The 15,964-nt window shown below is 63.7% G+C and carries 16 protein-coding genes; 6 read left to right on the top strand and 10 right to left on the bottom strand.

The annotated features are described in order from the left end of the window. Nucleotides 1–44: 44 nt before the first annotated feature. The 3 genes from RFM52_RS15595 to RFM52_RS15585 all read right to left on the bottom strand — a co-directional run bounded on the left by RFM52_RS15595 (nucleotide 45) and on the right by RFM52_RS15585 (nucleotide 3,698). On the bottom strand, nucleotides 45–1,169 hold the full coding sequence (locus RFM52_RS15595) for an NAD(P)/FAD-dependent oxidoreductase (protein WP_320297345.1): 1,125 nt from the start codon (nucleotides 1,167–1,169) through the stop codon (nucleotides 45–47). 73 nt (nucleotides 1,170–1,242) lie between these two features. Beyond that, complete coding sequence (locus RFM52_RS15590) at nucleotides 1,243–2,757, bottom strand: amino acid ABC transporter permease/ATP-binding protein (RefSeq protein ID WP_320297344.1); 1,515 nt, start codon at nucleotides 2,755–2,757, stop codon at nucleotides 1,243–1,245. Nucleotides 2,758–2,861: 104 nt separating this feature from the next. Then, nucleotides 2,862–3,698 (bottom strand): ABC transporter substrate-binding protein, encoded by an 837-nt coding sequence (locus tag RFM52_RS15585; RefSeq protein ID WP_320297343.1) that lies wholly within the window; start codon nucleotides 3,696–3,698, stop codon nucleotides 2,862–2,864. Nucleotides 3,699–3,890: 192 nt separating this feature from the next. Here RFM52_RS15585 and RFM52_RS15580 point away from each other — a divergent pair, with 192 nt between their 5' ends. Continuing rightward, complete coding sequence (locus tag RFM52_RS15580; RefSeq protein WP_320297459.1) at nucleotides 3,891–4,967, top strand: LacI family DNA-binding transcriptional regulator; 1,077 nt, start codon at nucleotides 3,891–3,893, stop codon at nucleotides 4,965–4,967. A gap of 61 nt (nucleotides 4,968–5,028) precedes the next feature. Here RFM52_RS15580 and RFM52_RS15575 read toward each other — a convergent pair whose 3' ends face one another. The 6 genes from RFM52_RS15575 to RFM52_RS15550 all read right to left on the bottom strand — a co-directional run bounded on the left by RFM52_RS15575 (nucleotide 5,029) and on the right by RFM52_RS15550 (nucleotide 12,016). Further along, nucleotides 5,029–6,669: an ABC transporter substrate-binding protein gene (locus RFM52_RS15575; protein WP_320297342.1), complete on the bottom strand. Its 1,641-nt coding sequence runs from the start codon at nucleotides 6,667–6,669 to the stop codon at nucleotides 5,029–5,031. Nucleotides 6,670–7,019: 350 nt separating this feature from the next. After that, the gene (locus RFM52_RS15570; RefSeq protein ID WP_320297341.1) at nucleotides 7,020–8,063 is read right to left on the bottom strand and encodes an alpha/beta hydrolase; all 1,044 of its coding nucleotides are present in this window, start codon (nucleotides 8,061–8,063) and stop codon (nucleotides 7,020–7,022) included. Between the two features lie 5 nt (nucleotides 8,064–8,068). Beyond that, the gene (locus tag RFM52_RS15565; protein WP_320297340.1) at nucleotides 8,069–8,746 is read right to left on the bottom strand and encodes an isochorismatase family protein; all 678 of its coding nucleotides are present in this window, start codon (nucleotides 8,744–8,746) and stop codon (nucleotides 8,069–8,071) included. Between the two features lie 277 nt (nucleotides 8,747–9,023). Next, complete coding sequence (locus RFM52_RS15560) at nucleotides 9,024–10,319, bottom strand: M24 family metallopeptidase (protein WP_320297339.1); 1,296 nt, start codon at nucleotides 10,317–10,319, stop codon at nucleotides 9,024–9,026. A 294-nt stretch (nucleotides 10,320–10,613) separates the two neighbouring features. Then, a complete protein-coding gene (locus RFM52_RS15555) occupies nucleotides 10,614–11,591 on the bottom strand; it encodes a GlxA family transcriptional regulator (protein ID WP_320297338.1) in 978 nt (325 codons plus the stop codon). Further along, on the bottom strand, nucleotides 11,588–12,016 hold the full coding sequence (locus RFM52_RS15550; protein ID WP_320297337.1) for an NUDIX hydrolase: 429 nt from the start codon (nucleotides 12,014–12,016) through the stop codon (nucleotides 11,588–11,590). Before RFM52_RS15550 ends, RFM52_RS15555 begins: the two co-directional genes overlap by 4 nt. A 180-nt stretch (nucleotides 12,017–12,196) precedes the next feature. On the opposite strand from RFM52_RS15550, the gene RFM52_RS15545 reads away from it, so the two are divergent. Genes RFM52_RS15545 through RFM52_RS15535 form a run of 3 tightly spaced genes read left to right on the top strand, consistent with a single transcriptional unit; the run spans nucleotide 12,197 to nucleotide 13,598 of the window. Beyond that, nucleotides 12,197–12,505 (top strand): type II toxin-antitoxin system TacA family antitoxin, encoded by a 309-nt coding sequence (locus tag RFM52_RS15545; RefSeq protein ID WP_320297336.1) that lies wholly within the window; start codon nucleotides 12,197–12,199, stop codon nucleotides 12,503–12,505. After that, nucleotides 12,502–13,053: a GNAT family N-acetyltransferase gene (locus tag RFM52_RS15540; RefSeq protein WP_320297335.1), complete on the top strand. Its 552-nt coding sequence runs from the start codon at nucleotides 12,502–12,504 to the stop codon at nucleotides 13,051–13,053. The genes RFM52_RS15545 and RFM52_RS15540 overlap by 4 nt, the downstream gene beginning before the upstream one ends. Before the next feature lie 35 nt (nucleotides 13,054–13,088). Beyond that, nucleotides 13,089–13,598, top strand: coding sequence for a GAF domain-containing protein (locus tag RFM52_RS15535; RefSeq protein ID WP_320297334.1), 510 nt, complete (start codon nucleotides 13,089–13,091; stop codon nucleotides 13,596–13,598). Between the two features lie 25 nt (nucleotides 13,599–13,623). Here the strand turns inward: RFM52_RS15535 and RFM52_RS15530 are convergent, their stop codons facing one another. Then, a complete protein-coding gene (locus RFM52_RS15530) occupies nucleotides 13,624–14,676 on the bottom strand; it encodes a YeiH family protein (RefSeq protein ID WP_430699281.1) in 1,053 nt (350 codons plus the stop codon). A 354-nt stretch (nucleotides 14,677–15,030) separates the two neighbouring features. Here RFM52_RS15530 and RFM52_RS15525 point away from each other — a divergent pair, with 354 nt between their 5' ends. Next, nucleotides 15,031–15,495, top strand: coding sequence for a GNAT family N-acetyltransferase (locus tag RFM52_RS15525; protein ID WP_320297333.1), 465 nt, complete (start codon nucleotides 15,031–15,033; stop codon nucleotides 15,493–15,495). 28 nt (nucleotides 15,496–15,523) lie between these two features. Beyond that, nucleotides 15,524–15,907 (top strand): ACT domain-containing protein, encoded by a 384-nt coding sequence (locus tag RFM52_RS15520; RefSeq protein ID WP_320297332.1) that lies wholly within the window; start codon nucleotides 15,524–15,526, stop codon nucleotides 15,905–15,907. The last annotated feature ends 57 nt before the right edge of the window (nucleotides 15,908–15,964 follow it).

Raw genomic sequence — 15,964 nt, 5'->3', positions numbered from 1 at the left:
CGGCGCAATCTGAGCCGAAACGCAACAGCTTGGCAAACGGCTTCTCAGCCATCGAAGCGCGAGGGGCGAAACGGCTCGAGCAAGGGATTGGCCGTCCCGCTGACGATCTCGCCGGCCAGCAGTTCGCCTGCGATGAGCCCCAGCGTCGCGCCACTGTGACTGAAGACGACATGATAACCCGGAATATCGGTCAATTGGCCGACGACCGGTTCGCCGTCCGCCGGAATCGGCTTCGGCCCCACGTGAAGGCTCTGCAGGACAAGCCTCGGGTTGCCCTCCAGCACCGAGGAGGCTTCCTTGAGCAGCCCTGCGATCGTGGACGGCTTTGCCTCGTATGTGCCATCGTCTCGCACGATGACTTCCTCTTCCGACCATGCCGAATCCAGCGCGAAGGCGCCGTTCGGAGTGGGCCTGATGGCGACGCGAGGGGTGTTGAGCACGGCACGCAGCGGATGCGGAACCGGTTTGCTGAAAACCAGCAGCGCACGTGTCGTGCCGTCGCCTATATGCCTGCCGACCTTGGCAGCCATTGCCGGCACTGCCGGGCCGGTCGCGACCACCACGACATCGGCACCGACCACCTCGCCGGAAGTGGTCTTCACGCCGCTGACGCGGCCGTTGGCGAGTGTGACGTCGGCGGAGCCGGCGTCGCTGAGAATGCGGCCGCCGCGTTCGCGAAATTCCGCCAAGAGGAGGTTAATCAATGAAGGCAGGTCTACCCAGCCTTCGCCGGCATTGAAGATGGCGCCCTGGGGCGAGACAGCGCGCGGGTCGACACCAGGCGTGACGGCGCTGAGTTCAGAAGGCGCGAGTAGCTGTGTCTGGTAGCCAATAGACTGCTCGTGCCGGTGGATCTCCGCTATCTGGTTGGAAGCATCGTCGGCGTCCCAGGTCAGGCCGCCGTCGAACCGCAGCCAGGCGCTGCAATCATGACTGGCCGCAAAAGCCTTGTAGCGTTCAAGGCCTTGAATACGCAGCTTGTGATACGCCGCGGAGCGCTTCCGCGCCGAATTGAGCCAGGCCAGCGAGCGCGACGATGCCCCGTTGGCGACGGCGCCGTCGTTCACAATGGTGGTTTGGACGCCGAGGCGAGCGAGGTGGAAGGCTGTGGAGACGCCAAAGACGCCGGCGCCGACGACGACGGCCTTGAGGGCGGTGTTATTGGTCATGGAAGCAACTTTCGATGGTTCGGACGATGAGTTCTATTGGATATCGGAACGATAGGTTGGGGGCCGACATCGTTCACAGCACCTCGGCCAGGAATTGCTTCAGTCGCGGGCTCTTCGGCCTGTCGAAGACTTCGGCTGGCGGACCGACCTCGACGATGCGGCCCTCGTCCATGAACGCGACCTGGTCGGCGACCTTGCGGGCGAAACCCATCTCGTGGGTGACGACGATCATCGTCATACCGCGTCGCCCCAGATCGGCCATCAGGTTGAGCACGCCTTTGACGAGTTCGGGATCGAGCGCGCTGGTGACTTCGTCGAAGAGGATGACCTCGGGTTCCATGGCGAGAGCCCGCGCGATTGCAACGCGCTGCTGCTGGCCGCCCGAAAGGCGGCTCGGCCGGTAGTCCGCGCGGGCGGCGAGACCCACTTCCGTCAGGCGTCCCTCGGCAAGTCGCCTGGCCTGGCTTTGCGCCATGCCTTTTATCCTGGTCAGCGCCAGCATGACGTTCTCTATTGCCGTATGGTTCGGGAACAGGTTGAAATGCTGGAACACCATGCCGACACGTCGCCGCAACTTCTCCGGTCGCATCGCCAGGATGCTCTCGCCGTCGAGCATCACGTCGCCGCCTTTGGGTTCGACGAGCCGGTTGAGGCAGCGCAGCAGGGTCGATTTCCCTGAGCCGGACGGGCCGATGATGCAGGTGACCGTCCCCGGCTCCACCTTGAGCCGGATCTGCTTGAGAACCTGATGCTCGCCATAGGCCATGTCGAGATCGCGGACTTCGAGGCTGCCGGCCTTGATGGCTGGTTCCTTCTCGGCCTTGGCCACTGAATCCTTCAGTTCGCCCACTTCGACGAGGCCGCTGACAACGCCGCCCGCCTTCTGTTTGCCGAGGCGCAGCCGGTTGTCGATGTAGTTGACCACATGGGTCAGTGGGACGGTGATGACGAGATAGAAGACGCCGGCCAGGAGCAGCGGCGACAGATTGCCGGTTACGACCGCCTGGTCCTGGCCGATGCGGAATATCTCTCGTTCTGAGGCCAGCAGGCCGAGAAAGTAGACGAGGCTGGAATCCTTTACGTTGCCGATGAACTGATTGACCAGCGCCGGAAGCACGCGGCGTATGCCCTGTGGGATTACGATCAGCCGCATGCCCTGGTTGTAGCTCATGCTGAGCGCGCGGCAGGCTTCCATCTGGCCGCTTTCGACGCTCTGGATACCCGAGCGGAAGATCTCGCCGATATAGGCGCCGGCAATCAGGCTGAGCGCCAGGATGCCGAGCGGGTAGGGCGAGGGGCCGAAAATCTCACGCCCGATACGGGCGAATCCCTGGCCGATCAACAGGATGGTGAGGATGGCGGGGAGGCCGCGAAAGATGTCGGTATAGACGCGTGCCGGGATGCGCAGCCAGGCGGAGCGGGAGATGCCCATCACGGCGATCACCATCCCAATCAGGACGCCGAGGACCGTCGATGCGGCGGCGAGGATCAGCGTATTCTTCAGTCCGACCGCCAGCAGCGATGGCAGCACCGATGCCATCGCGTCCCAGTCGAAGAAACTTCGTTGAAGATTTGCGAGCCAGTCCATCCGTCATCCTGCCTTGCGAGGCGGCGCAAATTGCCGCTCGGCCGATCATTTGCCGTCTGCCAAGGGAATGGCCACCGGCATTCGCGCCGGCGGCCGAGCCCAGGTCAGTTCTTCTTGGGCAGGTATTGATCCGGCATCGGGGATCCGGGGAACCATTTCTGGTAGAGGTCCCGCCAGGTGCCGTCCTGCATGGCTTCGTGGATGCCCTTGTTGAGCGCCTCGCGGAACGCGTCGTTGCCTTTGCGCACCACAAATCCAGCGGGTGCGTCGAACGACGGGATGTTGACGGCGATCTTCAGGCTCGGATAGCGCTCGCCATATTGCTTGGCGGCTTCATAGTCGAGGAAGTGACCGTCGATCGTGCCGTTGTTGAGCGCGGCGATGGCCGAGTTGTTATCCGGGAATTTCACCAGGTCCGTGTTCTTGAAATTCTTGGTCGCGTAAATCTCCTGCAGCGTCCCCTGGACGACGCCCAGCCGCTTGCCGGCAAGGCCGTCGGCGGAGGTGATCTTGGGGTCCGACGTCAGCACCGACAGATATCCGGCGAGATAGCCGTCTGAGAAATCGACGGTCTTCTTCCGCTGCTCGGTCGTTCCGATCGCGGCGACCGCGACGTCGAAGCGCTGGTTGGCGACCGATGGCATCAGCGCCGAGAATTCCTGGCCGGTGAAGGTCACCTGGTCCGGCTTGAAGCCCATCCGGCCCACCACGTTCAGGAAGAATTCGAGATCGAAACCGGTGAACTTGCCGTCGGCCGTGGTGAAGGCATAGGGCTTGGCATCTCCCATCGTGCCGACGCTGATCGTCTTTGGGTCTATGAGATTGTATGGGTTGTCCGTCGCCCAGGCCTTGGGCAGCGATAGGACTGCAAGTGCGACTGCCAAGATCAAGGAGCCGACGCGCTGACGCCGGCTTGATATGAAAAGACCTCTGATATTCATGGTTGTTCTCCACTCTGAAGATCGGCCCGTGCGGGGGCACAGCGAACAATTTTCTGTACGGCCTGCGATCCGGCGCCTGTCGCGCTCTTGTTATCGTGAGACCGGTCTCAAGTTGGCTTGAGACCGGTCTCTTGACATTTGTAGGCACGACGACGAGCATCCGTCAACGAATTTGAGAGTGACTTGTCCACAATGAAGCGGCCGCCCAAGATTTCCTCAATCACCGTTAGCGACGTAGCCCGGGAGGCGAAGGTTTCGAAGGCGACCGCCGCGCGCGTTCTGGGCGGCTATGGCCGGGTCAGTCAGGCGGTGCACGTGGCCGTGTTGGAAGCGGCGAAGGCGCTGGACTATCGGCCGAATGAGCTGGCGCGCAGCATGACGACCGGCCGTTCGGGCAGTATCGGCGTCGTCGTCGGTGATATCGAAAATCCCTTCTTCTCGCTCGCGGTGCGTGGCATCAGCGATATCGCGCGGTTGTCGGGCATCAACGTCATCCTGGCCAACTCGGGTGAGGAGGTCGAAGCGGAAAGGAACGCCATACGCGTGCTCCTGGCAAAGCAGGTCGACGGCCTGATCGTCACGCCCGCCCAAGCTGGAGACATCGCCCACCTCCGGGAGATTTCCTGCCCGCTGACGCTGCTCGACCGGGCACTGCCGGAGCTCGATGTCGACACGGTCACGGTCGATGACCGCGACGCCGCGCTACGCGCCACGCGCATGTTGACCGAAGCCGGGCACCGTAGAATCGCCTATGTCACCGCCGCGGTGCTGTCCGGGGATTTTCGCGGTGCCGCCTCAAGGATCAATACTTCCACGGTGCGCGAGCGCATACTGGGCTTCCTCGAAGCCTGCCGCGAAGCCGGCATCGAGGATGCGGAGCGCAACATCCGTTTCGGCAGCAGGCGGTCGGAGAGGTCGCATGCCTCGCTGGTGCAGTTGCTCCGGAGCGCCGACAGGCCAACCGCAATCCTGGCCTCCGACAGCGTCGTGGCGCTCGATCTCTTCAAGGCGATCCGGGAATGCGGCCTCGGCATTCCACGGGACATATCGCTGGTGACCTTCCATGATGCCGACTGGACCAGCGTGACGACGCCCCCGATTACCGTGATCGATCAGCCGGTCTACGCGCTCGGAAAATCGGCGGCGGAGCTGCTAATCCGCCGCCTGAAAGGCGATGACCGGCCACCTGAAAGGATAGTCCTGCCGACGACGATCATCGAGCGGATGTCGGTAGGTGGCCCCCTGACCCAATCGGACGATCGATCCTGACCCGTGCAGGCCGCCACAAACGGCCCGGAAGGCCGCGCCGGCCGTCTCAGTTCCGGAAGGATCAGCTCTCCAGCCAGACTTTTTCGAAATGCTGCTCGAGCGCCTGGTGCTGTTCGCAGCCCTGCACGCCCTTGCGATAGGTGCGGTAGACCGAGCGCCAATAGGGTTGGATGATGATGCCGGAGTCGCGCAGGTTCTGTTCGATCTTGGCCATGATCTCCTTGCGCGCCGCCGCGTCCGGGGTCGCCAACGCCTTGTCGAGAAGCTCGTCGAACTCCTTGTTCGCATAGGCGCTTTCGTTCCACGCCGCGCCCGACTTGTAGGCGAGTGCCAGCACCTGGACACCGAGCGGACGTCCCAGCCACTCGGTGCAGGAATAGGGGAACTTGGCCCAGTCGTTCCAGAAGGTCGCGGCCGGCAGAACGGTGCGCTTGATCTTGAGGCCAGCCTCGCGGATTTGAGCGGCGATCGCGTCGGCGGTGCTCTTTTGCCATTCGATGTCGACAGAGATCAGCTCATATTCATGGTCGGCCTTGCCGGCTTCCGAGATCAGCTTCTTGGCCTGGTCGACATCGCGTTTGGCAGGGCCGATATCCGCGAATTCGGGATGCATCGGGCCGACATGGTGGTTGTCGGCCGGCTTTCCGCGGCCGTCGATGCCGAGCTTCAGCACCGCCGCATTGTCGACGGCGAGCTGGGCGGCCCGCCGCACCTTGACGTCGTCATAGGGCGCATTGCCGACGTTGAAGCGCGCGACGATGGTCGAGCCGGTGGCGATTTCCGAATTCTGCAGGCCCATCTTGTCCGTCTGCGAGACTGCGTCCGACGCGGTCTCGTGGTCGGTGTCGATCTCGCCGGATTCGAAGGCCGACAGCGTGGCGTTGGGATCCGAGCCGTAGTCGACCCATTTGATGCCGTCGAGGTGGAACTCGCCCTTCCACCAGGGCTTGTCCTTGCGCTTCACCTCGGCGCCCGTCTCGGCGTCCCAGCTCACCAGCTCGCAAGGGCCGGTGGTGATGGCCAGGGCCTTCTTCGGGTCGGCATCACCCTCATAGGAGCGGTGCATGATCAGTGCCGGATAGTCGGCCATGCCGGCGATCAGCGAAATGTCGGGCTTCGGCAGGTTGAGCTTGACGGTGTAGTCGTCGACCTTCTGGATGCCGCCGTCGACAGGTTTCTTGGTGTCGGCGTTGACCAGCGCGCCCATGCGCGCCGCGACCGAATTGCCGGCGACCGAGGCATCGCACCAGCGGTTGAGATTGTGGATCACGTCGTCGGCGTTGAAAATGTCGCCGTTCGACCAGGTGATGCCCTTGCGCACGTGAAGCGTGATCGTCTTGGCGTCGTCGCTGGTCTCCCAGCTTTCCAGCAGCCAGGGTTCGAAGGAAAAGTCGGTTTTCCAGCGCACGAGATATTCGTTGCACTGGCGCGCGACATTCGACATCTCGACGCCGTCAAAGGTGCGCGGATCCTTGAAACCCTTGACGTTCATCGCGACGCGGAGCACGCCGCCCTTTTTCGGCTCGGCGGCACGGGCAGGCGAGGGAGCGATCCCGCCCAGCGCCATCGCGCCGGCGGCGCTGACGCCGAAGCCGGCCATCAAAGCCAGATATTCGCGCCGGCTGATCGCGCCGGTCTTGAAATCGGCGGCGATCGGCTTGGCCTGCGGGTGCAGTTTTCTGTCGGTCAGCATGAATTTCATCGTCGTTCCCTCTGTGTTGGCGCATGTTGCCCGCGCGGCGGTCTGTTGGGGCAACGAGTTGCACGAAGCCAACGGTCGCCCCGGGATCGCGAGGCGGGGGCGGATGCGACCGCCAGGGCGCCGTTGCCTGCGAGGGAATGATAGGTCCGCTTCCCGCGGCGAAATGGTTGGATTTCCGCAGTTCTTGTGCGCTGTTCCGCAAGGCGTTGATACAGCTGATCTCCCCCTTGTGAGAGTTGAGGAGCGATCCGCGCAGCGGACGGGAAGCCAATTGCTTGGCTTTCCGAGCGACGAAAGCCGCCCAGCGTCTCAGGTATTCAGCGCCGCTGCGATAGACGAATGGTTCTGGCTCAAGATTCCGAGAAGCCGCGATCCTTCGCGCCCCCCTCTGGCCTGCCGGCCATCTCACCCACGCGGGGGGAGATCAGCGCGTTACCGCCGGCACCCAGCTTGCCGATGTCGCCGATAATCCTAGCAAACGCCTCCGCCGCCCTTGGCACCGTTGCACGCGCCCGCAGAAAACTGTGCACCAGCCGCTTCTCTTCGCGCCACAAGGCCTGTCCGCCAGATGCAACAATCCGGTCGCGATAGGCTTCGCCGTCCGAGGAGAGCGGATCGCATTCGGCGGTGACGATGATCGTCGGCGGCAGGCCGGAGAAATCCCGGTCTTTGAGCGGCGAGAAGGTCGGGTCGTCCTGTGGCTGCCCGGGTGCGGAACGGACGCGCCGATAGAAGTCGATGTCGGCGAGCGTCAGCAGCGGCGCTTCGGCGTGCTCGATGTAAGAGCGCCCGCTCTCGTCGCCGCCCAGCCCGGGATAGATCAGCATCTGGCCTATCGCATGTCGCGGATGGCGGCGCGTCGCCTGCGCCACCGCGGCGGCGAGATTGCCGCCGGCGCTTTCGCCGCAAAGGACGATCGGCAGCGTGCCGGTCGCGGCGACCCTCTCGAACACGGCAAAAGCATCGTCGAAGGCGGCTGGATGCAGATGCTCCGGCGCCAGCCGGTAGTCGGCCGAGACCACCTCGAAACCGGTGCCGGCGCAGATCTCGGCGCAGATGTCGTCATGGCTGTCGAGGTCGCCGAGCACAAAGCCGCCGCCGTGATAATAGACGACAATCGCCGCTGCCGGCTTGCCCGCCATGCGGTAGCGCCGGACCGGGATCGCATGCGCGGCCGTGGCGACGAGGCTGTCACTGGTGGTCACGCCTTCCGGGCGGCCCAGGTGGAATGCCACGCACATCCGGTTGTAGACCGCCCGCTGCTCGGCGATCGGCGCGGCGACAATCTCCGGCGGGTACCAACTGTTGACCTTGTCGATATAGTCCCACAGCTCCGGATCGAGCCGATCGGCATATTTGCCGCGGCTCGCCGGATTGCTTGGGTTGCTGGCCACCGCCGTCAGAGCTCGGCGTAAAGCCGCGCCGCGTTCTCGAAGGTGAAGCGCAGCGGCACCGAGCCTTCGACCTGCCACACATTCACCGTGTCGCCGGCCATGAGCCGGCAGGCGTCGAGCGTGTTGGTGACGGCGCCGCCATAGAGCCGGTTGGCGAGGTTGAGGATGCCGGTCTGGTGCATGGCGGCACTGGCGCTGCCGCAGGCATCCTTGACCAGCAGCACGCGAAACCCGCGCGCCACTGCATCCTTCACCGTGGCGTCGATGCAGGCCTCGGTCCAGACGCCGGCGATCACCAGCCATTCGATGCCGGCGGCCTTTAGCTTGTCGCCAAAATCGTTCTTGCCGAAGGCGCTGGCTTCCTGCTTGACCAGCATGGCTTCGTTGTCCTGCGGGGCCACTTCATGGCAGATCGCGGTCAGCGGATCGTCCTTGTCGGAGAAAGCCGACTTGCCGCTCTCGTCGACGGGATGGAAAGGCCGCGCCGCCGCGAGATCGACGATATAGGCCCAGTGGTGCAGCGGCACGAAATTGCGCCGCGCCGCCTCCTGCAGGCGCTGGACATTGGCGAGGATGTCGCCAAAACCTTCGACCAGATAGCGCTTGTCCTTGCGATGCTCCTCCTGGAGATCGATGAACACCGCGGCCACGGTGCCGCGTCGGATGGAAATGGGCGTTTTCATGCGGATGCCCGAACTTCGTCATTCCAGGGCGAAGCAGCCGCGTAGCGGCGTCGCGAAGACCCTGGATTCCATGCCGTTACCTTGGTTGTCGATCGCTGCCTAACAGAATTCCGCACCGTGGCGAAGCGGAGACGGAACGGCATGGATTCCAGGGTCTGCGCCGCGTCGCTTCGCTCCTTGCTCCGCCCTGGAATGACGACGGCAGGTACGCCACGGCTAGTCTCGAAGCCTTGCGGTATTGCGCACCGGCTGGCAGTGGACGCCGACATCACTTCGCTCATTCCAAAAACTCGTCTTCATAAGGGAAGCGCGAGAGCAGCTCGGTGCCGGTCTCGGTGATCAGGATCTCGTCCTCGAGCTTGACGCCCTCGCGGCCGCCTTTCTCGCCGATATAGCTTTCGACGCTGACCACCATTCCGGGCACGATGATGCCGTCGCGACCATAGGTCTCGTAGTCCATCGAATGCGCGATGAAGGGCGTCTCGCCGTGCATGCCGACGCCGTGCATGACCGACGTGTAGCGCTGGTCGACAAAACGGTCCGGGATCTTCCACGCCTTCTCAGCGATCTCGCGGAAGGCCATGCCGGGCTTCACGATGCCGATATTGTGCTGAACCTGGTCGTGCGCCATGCGGTAGAGCGACTTCTGGTAGGGCGTCGGTCTGCCCGGGCCGCAGCGGAAGGTACGCGAGAAGTCGGAATAATAGCCGTAGCAGCCGATCGTGTCGGTATCGAGCGCGACAAGCTCGCCCGGCCTGATCTTGCGACCGCTCGCCTCGTTGAACCATGGATTGGTGCGCTGCCCCGAGGTGAGCAGCCGGGTCTCGATGAACTCGCCGCCTTGGCGGATGACCTCGCCATACATGATGGCGAACAGCTCGTTTTCGGAAACGCCGGGCTTGATCGCCTCACGCACGGCCGCCACCGCAGCCTCGGCACCGGCCATCGAGGCCTGCAGGCACTTCACTTCCTCCGGCGTCTTCACCGCGCGTACGGCCAGGATCTCGCCCTGGCAGTCCTTGACCTCGCAGCCGCGCTTTTCCAGCGCCAGCGCCTGCAGATGGCTGCAGCGGTCGAGGCCGAGCTTCATCGAGCCACCGCCATGCTTCTTGAGCAACTCGGCGATCTCGTCGGCGAAGGGCCCGGCCGTCTCGTCGTCGCGACCGGAGACGGACGACCAGACGAGCTTGGAAGGCCGCGCCTCGTCGATCGTGTCGAGCACCATCGAGACATGGTAGCTCTGCGGATATTCGAACAGCACGACCGGCCCTTCGGTCGGGACGAAGAAGTATCGCGTCGAGTTGCGCAGGAAATAGCCGAACATGTTGCGCGAGCCGGTGGCGTAACGCTGGTTGTAGGGGTCGAACAGCACGACGCCGCCATAGCCCGCCTCGCGCATCCAGGCGCGCAGCTTGGCCAGCCGCCCTTTGCGCAGCGCGTCCGCGTCGATGAAGGACGGCTCGGTGTCGGACAGCCACATGCCGCCGGCCGGATCGGCCGCGACCGGGTGGCGCATGCGGTCCTTGAAGTCCACATCCTCGGTGCTGTCGGGGTCGAAAACGACGATGCTCATGCGGGGCCTCCTGATGCGGAGACCATAGCCGGATGGCGTTTGGAGCTTGTGCGGCATTCCGCAGATGTTGTGCTGAGTGCCGCAGAGATGTCGGCGGGACAGCACCCCTCCCTGTCCTGCCGGACATCTCCCCCGCAAGGGGGGAGATTGGATGTCGCCGTCACTTTCGCCAATGGCCGACGTTGCAGGAACAGTGCCGTCGGCGGGACTGCTGATCTCCCCCCTTGCGGGGGAGATGGCCGGCAGGCCAGAGGGGGGTGTGAAGGAACTCGGCGTGGTAGGAAGAAGGCGCGTCTAATGCCTTCGCACCGCCTTCGGCGCGTGCCCATGCTCTTCCCGAAACGCTCTCGCAAAGCTCGACATCGAAGCAAACCCGCAGGCCAGGGCCACGTCGCGCACCATCAGCGTCGAATGCGCCAACAAATCGGCCGCCCGCTTCAGCCTGAGCCGCCGGTAATATCCGTTGGGCGAGACATCCAGCTCGGCCCGGAAATTGCGCTCGAGCTTGTCGGACGACACCCCGAGCCGTTCCGCCAGCTCAGCCATGCCGAGCCTTTCCTCCACCGCGTCCTCCATGATGGCGATGGCCGACAGCACCAGCTCGTTCTGGACGCCGGTGCGCAGCCTGAGCGGCATCAGCTTGCGGTCGACGCTGGAGCGCAAGGGAGAGTGCACGAACCATTCGGCGACGCCCGCCGCGATCTCGGCGCCACAGTCGCGCGTGATGATTTCCAGCATCATGTCGAGGCTGCCGACGCCGCCGGCGGAGGTGAAGCGCTTGCGGTCGATGACGAAGAGATCGCGCTTCAGCTCGATATCCGGAAAAGCCTCGGTGAAGGCGGCCTGGCTGGTCCAGTGCAAGGTGCAGGCATGGCCGTCGAGCAGGCCGGCCCGGGCGAGGAAGAAGGCGGCGTCGGCGACAGCGCCGATATGCGCGCCGCCGCGCAGGCTTTTGCGAATCCAGCTCATCGCCTCGTCGGCCACGACATGGTCGGCGTCGCCGCCCGAGCAGACCACTATGCGGTCGACCTTCGGCGCGTCCGCCGCGGAAAAGCCCGGCTGGATGACGACGCCGTTGGAGGCTTCGACCGTGCCACGGTCGGCGCCGACGATCACCCAGCGATAGCAGTCGCGCCTGGCAAGCACGTTGGCGGCGCGCAGCGGCTCGATGACGGACGAAAACGCCATCATCGGAAAGCCGGGAAAGACCAGCACGGCGAAGGTGAGGGGCGCTCCGCCCGCCTCCTGTTTTGGCTGGTTGCGTGAACTCATGGCTGACGACCGTAACGCGGCAGCACGATATCGGCGGTCAGCGGCGCGAGCTCCATGCCGCTTGCCAGTTCCGGGTTCAGCCAGATCATCTCCTCGATCTCGGCCGCCGGAACCGGCTCGCCGGTGATGGAGAGTTCGAACAGCTCGGCCTCGACGCGGGCATCCGGCTCATTGGCGGCAGGCGCCGAGAAGGAGCCGAGATGGAAGGCCGCGGCCGGATCGACGGCCACGCCCAGCTCCTCGCGCAATTCGCGGGCAAGGGCGGCGGCCGGCAACTCGCCCGGCTCGATCTTGCCGCCGGCCTGCATGAAGGCGCTGGTGCCGCGCTTGCGCACCAGAAGCAGCCTGCCGCCGTCGTCGCGGATGACAGCGGCGGCGATTCGGATCGTCCTGGCCCTCGCTGTTCTGGAGTGGCTGGTGGTCACGATAGGCAGTTTCCCGGCGGCGTTTTGGTGGCAGAGAGGCCGGACTGTATCGGGCGCCTCAGTGTTCTTGCAACGGAGAAACGACCAGGATGTGTCTGTGGCTGCCGCAACTCGCACTTGTGCGATTTCCTTGATTTGTACGCCGATGCGACGTACATATATACACAAAGGAGCAGGAGCATGGAAACTTTCCGTGATGAAATTCCAGAGATCGAGGAGCGCAGCAGCGAGCGGATGAACTTCCGCACAAAACCGCGCATCAAGAAAGCGATTCAGCAAGCCGCGGCTCTTGCCGGTGTCGATGACTCGGTTTTCACGATGAATGCCGCATACAGGGCCGCCATGGAAACGATAGAGGCTCATGAGCGCACCGCTCTGCGGCCTGTTGATCATGCTGCCTTCTTTGCGGCCCTCGACAATCCCCCGCAGCCGACGGATCGGCTACGGGCGTCGTTTGCCCGCTATGCCAAAACCGTCATTTCCAAGTGACGCGACAGCCTGAAGTCGCCAACATCATAGAGCCGTTCGATCCCGAAAAGCATGATCGAACGGCTTTTTCCTGTGGCGCGGATCAGGTCGACAATTTCTTCAAAAAGACAGCCAACAAGCTATCCAAAGCCGACAATCTTCGTGTCATCGTGATGCTCGGTTCAGCTGAAGACCTGATCGGCTTTTACGCCATCAATTCGCACTCGGTGGATTATAGCGAATTGCCGCACAAATATGGGAGAACCCGGCCGGGGCATGGGAGCATCCCTGCGGCCTATCTGTCGATGATGGGCGTCGATCTGCGATACACGGGCAAAGGATATGGCGGCGATCTTTTGCTTGACGCGCTGGCACGCATAGCGAGGGTTGCCGACCAAATCGGTATTGCTGTTGTCATGCTGGATGTGCTGGATTGCGGCGACCCGGCCAAGGTAGCGCGCAGGAAAAAGCTCTATGTCGATCATGGTTTCACCGCATTGCCATCCAACGAATTACGACTGTTCCTGCCCATCAAAACCGTTCAGGAACTGATGAGCCACAACCAGTAAGCCGCGCGGCTGGCTTGCAACGGAGAGATCAAGCGATGTTTGCGGCAACGGCAATCGACACGAGCAACAAGCCGGCCTTCTACAAGGAGTTGGCCACGCAATTGAAAGCATTGCTGGAAGGCGAGGGCGATTCCGTCGCCAACGCCGCCAACACGGCTGCGCTGATCTACCAGATGGTGCCCGACCTCAACTGGGCCGGCTTCTATTTCCTCGCCTCCGAGGACGAACTGGTGCTCGGGCCTTTCCAGGGCAAGCCCGCCTGCGTTCGCATCGCCGTCGGCAAGGGCGTCTGCGGCAAAGCCATCGAGCTCGACATGTCGATGCTGGTCAAGGACGTCAACGAATTTCCCGGCCACATCGCCTGCGATGCCGATTCGCGTTCCGAGCTGGTCGTGCTTTTGCGCGATGCCGAAGGCGCCTTCGGCGTGCTCGACCTCGACAGCCCGCTGCCTGGGCGCTTCGACAAGGAAGACCAGGCCGGCATCGAGAAGTTGGCCGCGATCTATGTCGCGGCGTGTGAGTTAGAGGACGATGACGAGGACTAAGAGGTAAGGCGACCCTACCTCGATCTCAGGCGAACCGCACCAGCACCAGGCTGAAGCCGGCGATGAAGATAAAGGCCGAGAAGGCCAGCATCAGCGGCCGCAGGCCACGCGAGCGCAGTTGGGAAATGTCGGCCTGAAGGCCCATGGCGGCGAGCCCCATGGTCAGCATCACCTGAGCGGCCAGGGCGATTGCGGCATGGAACTGGGCCGGGATCGCGACCAGGCTGTTCAGCGCCACGACCGCGACGAAAGCAGCCACGAACCAGGGCATCGGCGGCTTGGCGCCGGATGCGTCGGTGTTGCCACGGCGCGCCATCAGGCCGAGCGCGATCACCATCGGCGCCAGCATGGCGACACGCGTCAGTTTGGCGACGGTCGCTGTCTCGCCGGAGAGCGTGCCGTTTTGGAAGCCGGCGCCGATCACTTGCGCCACCTCATGGATCGAGGCGCCGGCCCAGAGGCCGAAGGCGTGCTGGTCGAGGCCGAAGACCGGCGCCAGCAGCGGAAAGCCGAGCATGGCGACGGTGCCGAACAGCGTGATGGCGGCGACGGCGTAGGTGACATCCTCGTCGCGCGCATCGGTGACGATGTTGGTGGCGACGATCGCCGAGGCGCCGCAGATCGAGGTGCCGGCGGCGATCAACTGCGCGAGCTTGCGGTCGACGCCGATCAGCCGGCCGAGCGTGACGGTGAAGAGGAAGGTGGCGCCGAGCGTGGCCGCGACGACGCCGACGCCGCTCAGGCCGATGCCCGCCACCTGGCCGAGGGTGAGCTGGAAGCCGAGCAGCACGATGGCGAAGCGCAGCAGGCGCTTTTGCGAAAAGGCGATGCCGGCCTTGGCGTGGGCGGGCATGCCGAGCACGTTGGAATAGACCATGCCGGCGACGACGGCGAGGATCATCGGGCTGAACAGCGTGAGACCGGAGAAGCCGCGCGCCGAATAAGCGACGCTGGTGATCATCGCCACCAGCACCAGTCCCGGCACGACGCCGGTTGAGATCGAGGTCAGGGCGGGGCGCTTGTGCCCGGCTTTGGCCGAATTCAGGCCGTTTGGAAGATCGTTCGCGGTGGCGGGCAGGAAAGACAATTGAATTCTCCAGACACTTTCGCCGCCGAAATGCCATTCCAGAACCAATCTTTCCAACGAATTATTCGAGTTACAATGATCGATTTTTACGAACGATGCGGAGCCGTTCGCTGGATGAGCTATACGCCTGCCCGTCGGCGCTGCCGGCTTGACAGCGTCTCGGCTCCCGGTCCAACTTCCCGCCATGACCGCCTTTTTCGCAAATCCGCAGCGACGCCGCCGTTCGAAGGAGCGGCAAGCTGATTGCGTGAAGACAAAGGCCGGCTAACAAGTCACCCCGGTTCGTCCATCCCAGCCCCGCCCATCGCAACGATCGGCGGGTTTTTTGCATTTTGGAGTGTCTGAATGAGCGTCGTTTCTACCCTGGAGTTTCGGCCGGCCACGCCAGCGGATGCCGCGGCCATCAAGGCTGTCGTGCGCGAAGCCTATGCCAAATGGGTGCCGGTGATCGGCCGCGAACCCTTGCCGATGCGCGTCGATTACGACAAGGCCCTCCGCGAGCATCGGTTCGAGCTCGCCATCGAGAACGGCCGCATCGTCGGCCTGATCGAAACGATGGCGCATGAGGATCATATCTGGATCGAGAATGTGGCCGTGGCTCCCGCGGCGCAGGGCAGGGGTATCGGGCGCAAGCTGCTCGACAGCGCCGAGCGCGCGGCGCTTCAAGCCGGCTTTCGCGAGCTTCGCCTGCTGACCAACGGCGCCTTCGAGGCCAATGTGTCGCTGTACGAAAGGCACGGCTATGCGGTCGACCGTGAGGAGCCGTTCATGAACGGCACGACGGTCTATATGAGCAAGAGCCTTCCGTGACTGCGCCACCAAGGATGGAGTTCGACGAATGGCTGCGCGGATCCGACTGAAGCAACTCCCCGGTCTTTATGCGATTTCACGGCTTGAAGCTGGCGAAACTATTCCCGACTGGGCGGACGGAGCAGGCTTCGTCAGCATCACCAGGACGCAGGACGAACTGTCGATTGTCTGTTTGCAGGAGCGTGTCCCGGCTGCCGTCAGGCAGGACAAGGATTGGGTCGCCTTCAAATTCGAAGGCCCCTTTGCCTTCGGCGAAACCGGCATCGTGCTGTCGGTCGTCAGGCCGCTGTCGGAAAATGGCCTGGGCGTCTTTGTCGTCTCCACCTTCGACGGCGACCACCTGTTGGTGAAGGCCGCGGACGGGGGCGCGGCGATACGCTTGCTGGGGGAGGCAGGGCATAGGCTGCTCTAGTCGAGAATGCGGCGGCGACACCAGCTCTGGCGCAATGCCCGACGCGCTGGCTCAAGC

Origin of the sequence: Mesorhizobium humile, assembly GCF_033977215.1 — a bacterium.
GTDB lineage: Bacteria > Pseudomonadota > Alphaproteobacteria > Rhizobiales > Rhizobiaceae > Mesorhizobium > Mesorhizobium humile.
The sequence above is the reverse complement of the archived record's forward strand: the minus strand, read 5'-3'. Positions and strand labels throughout refer to the sequence as shown.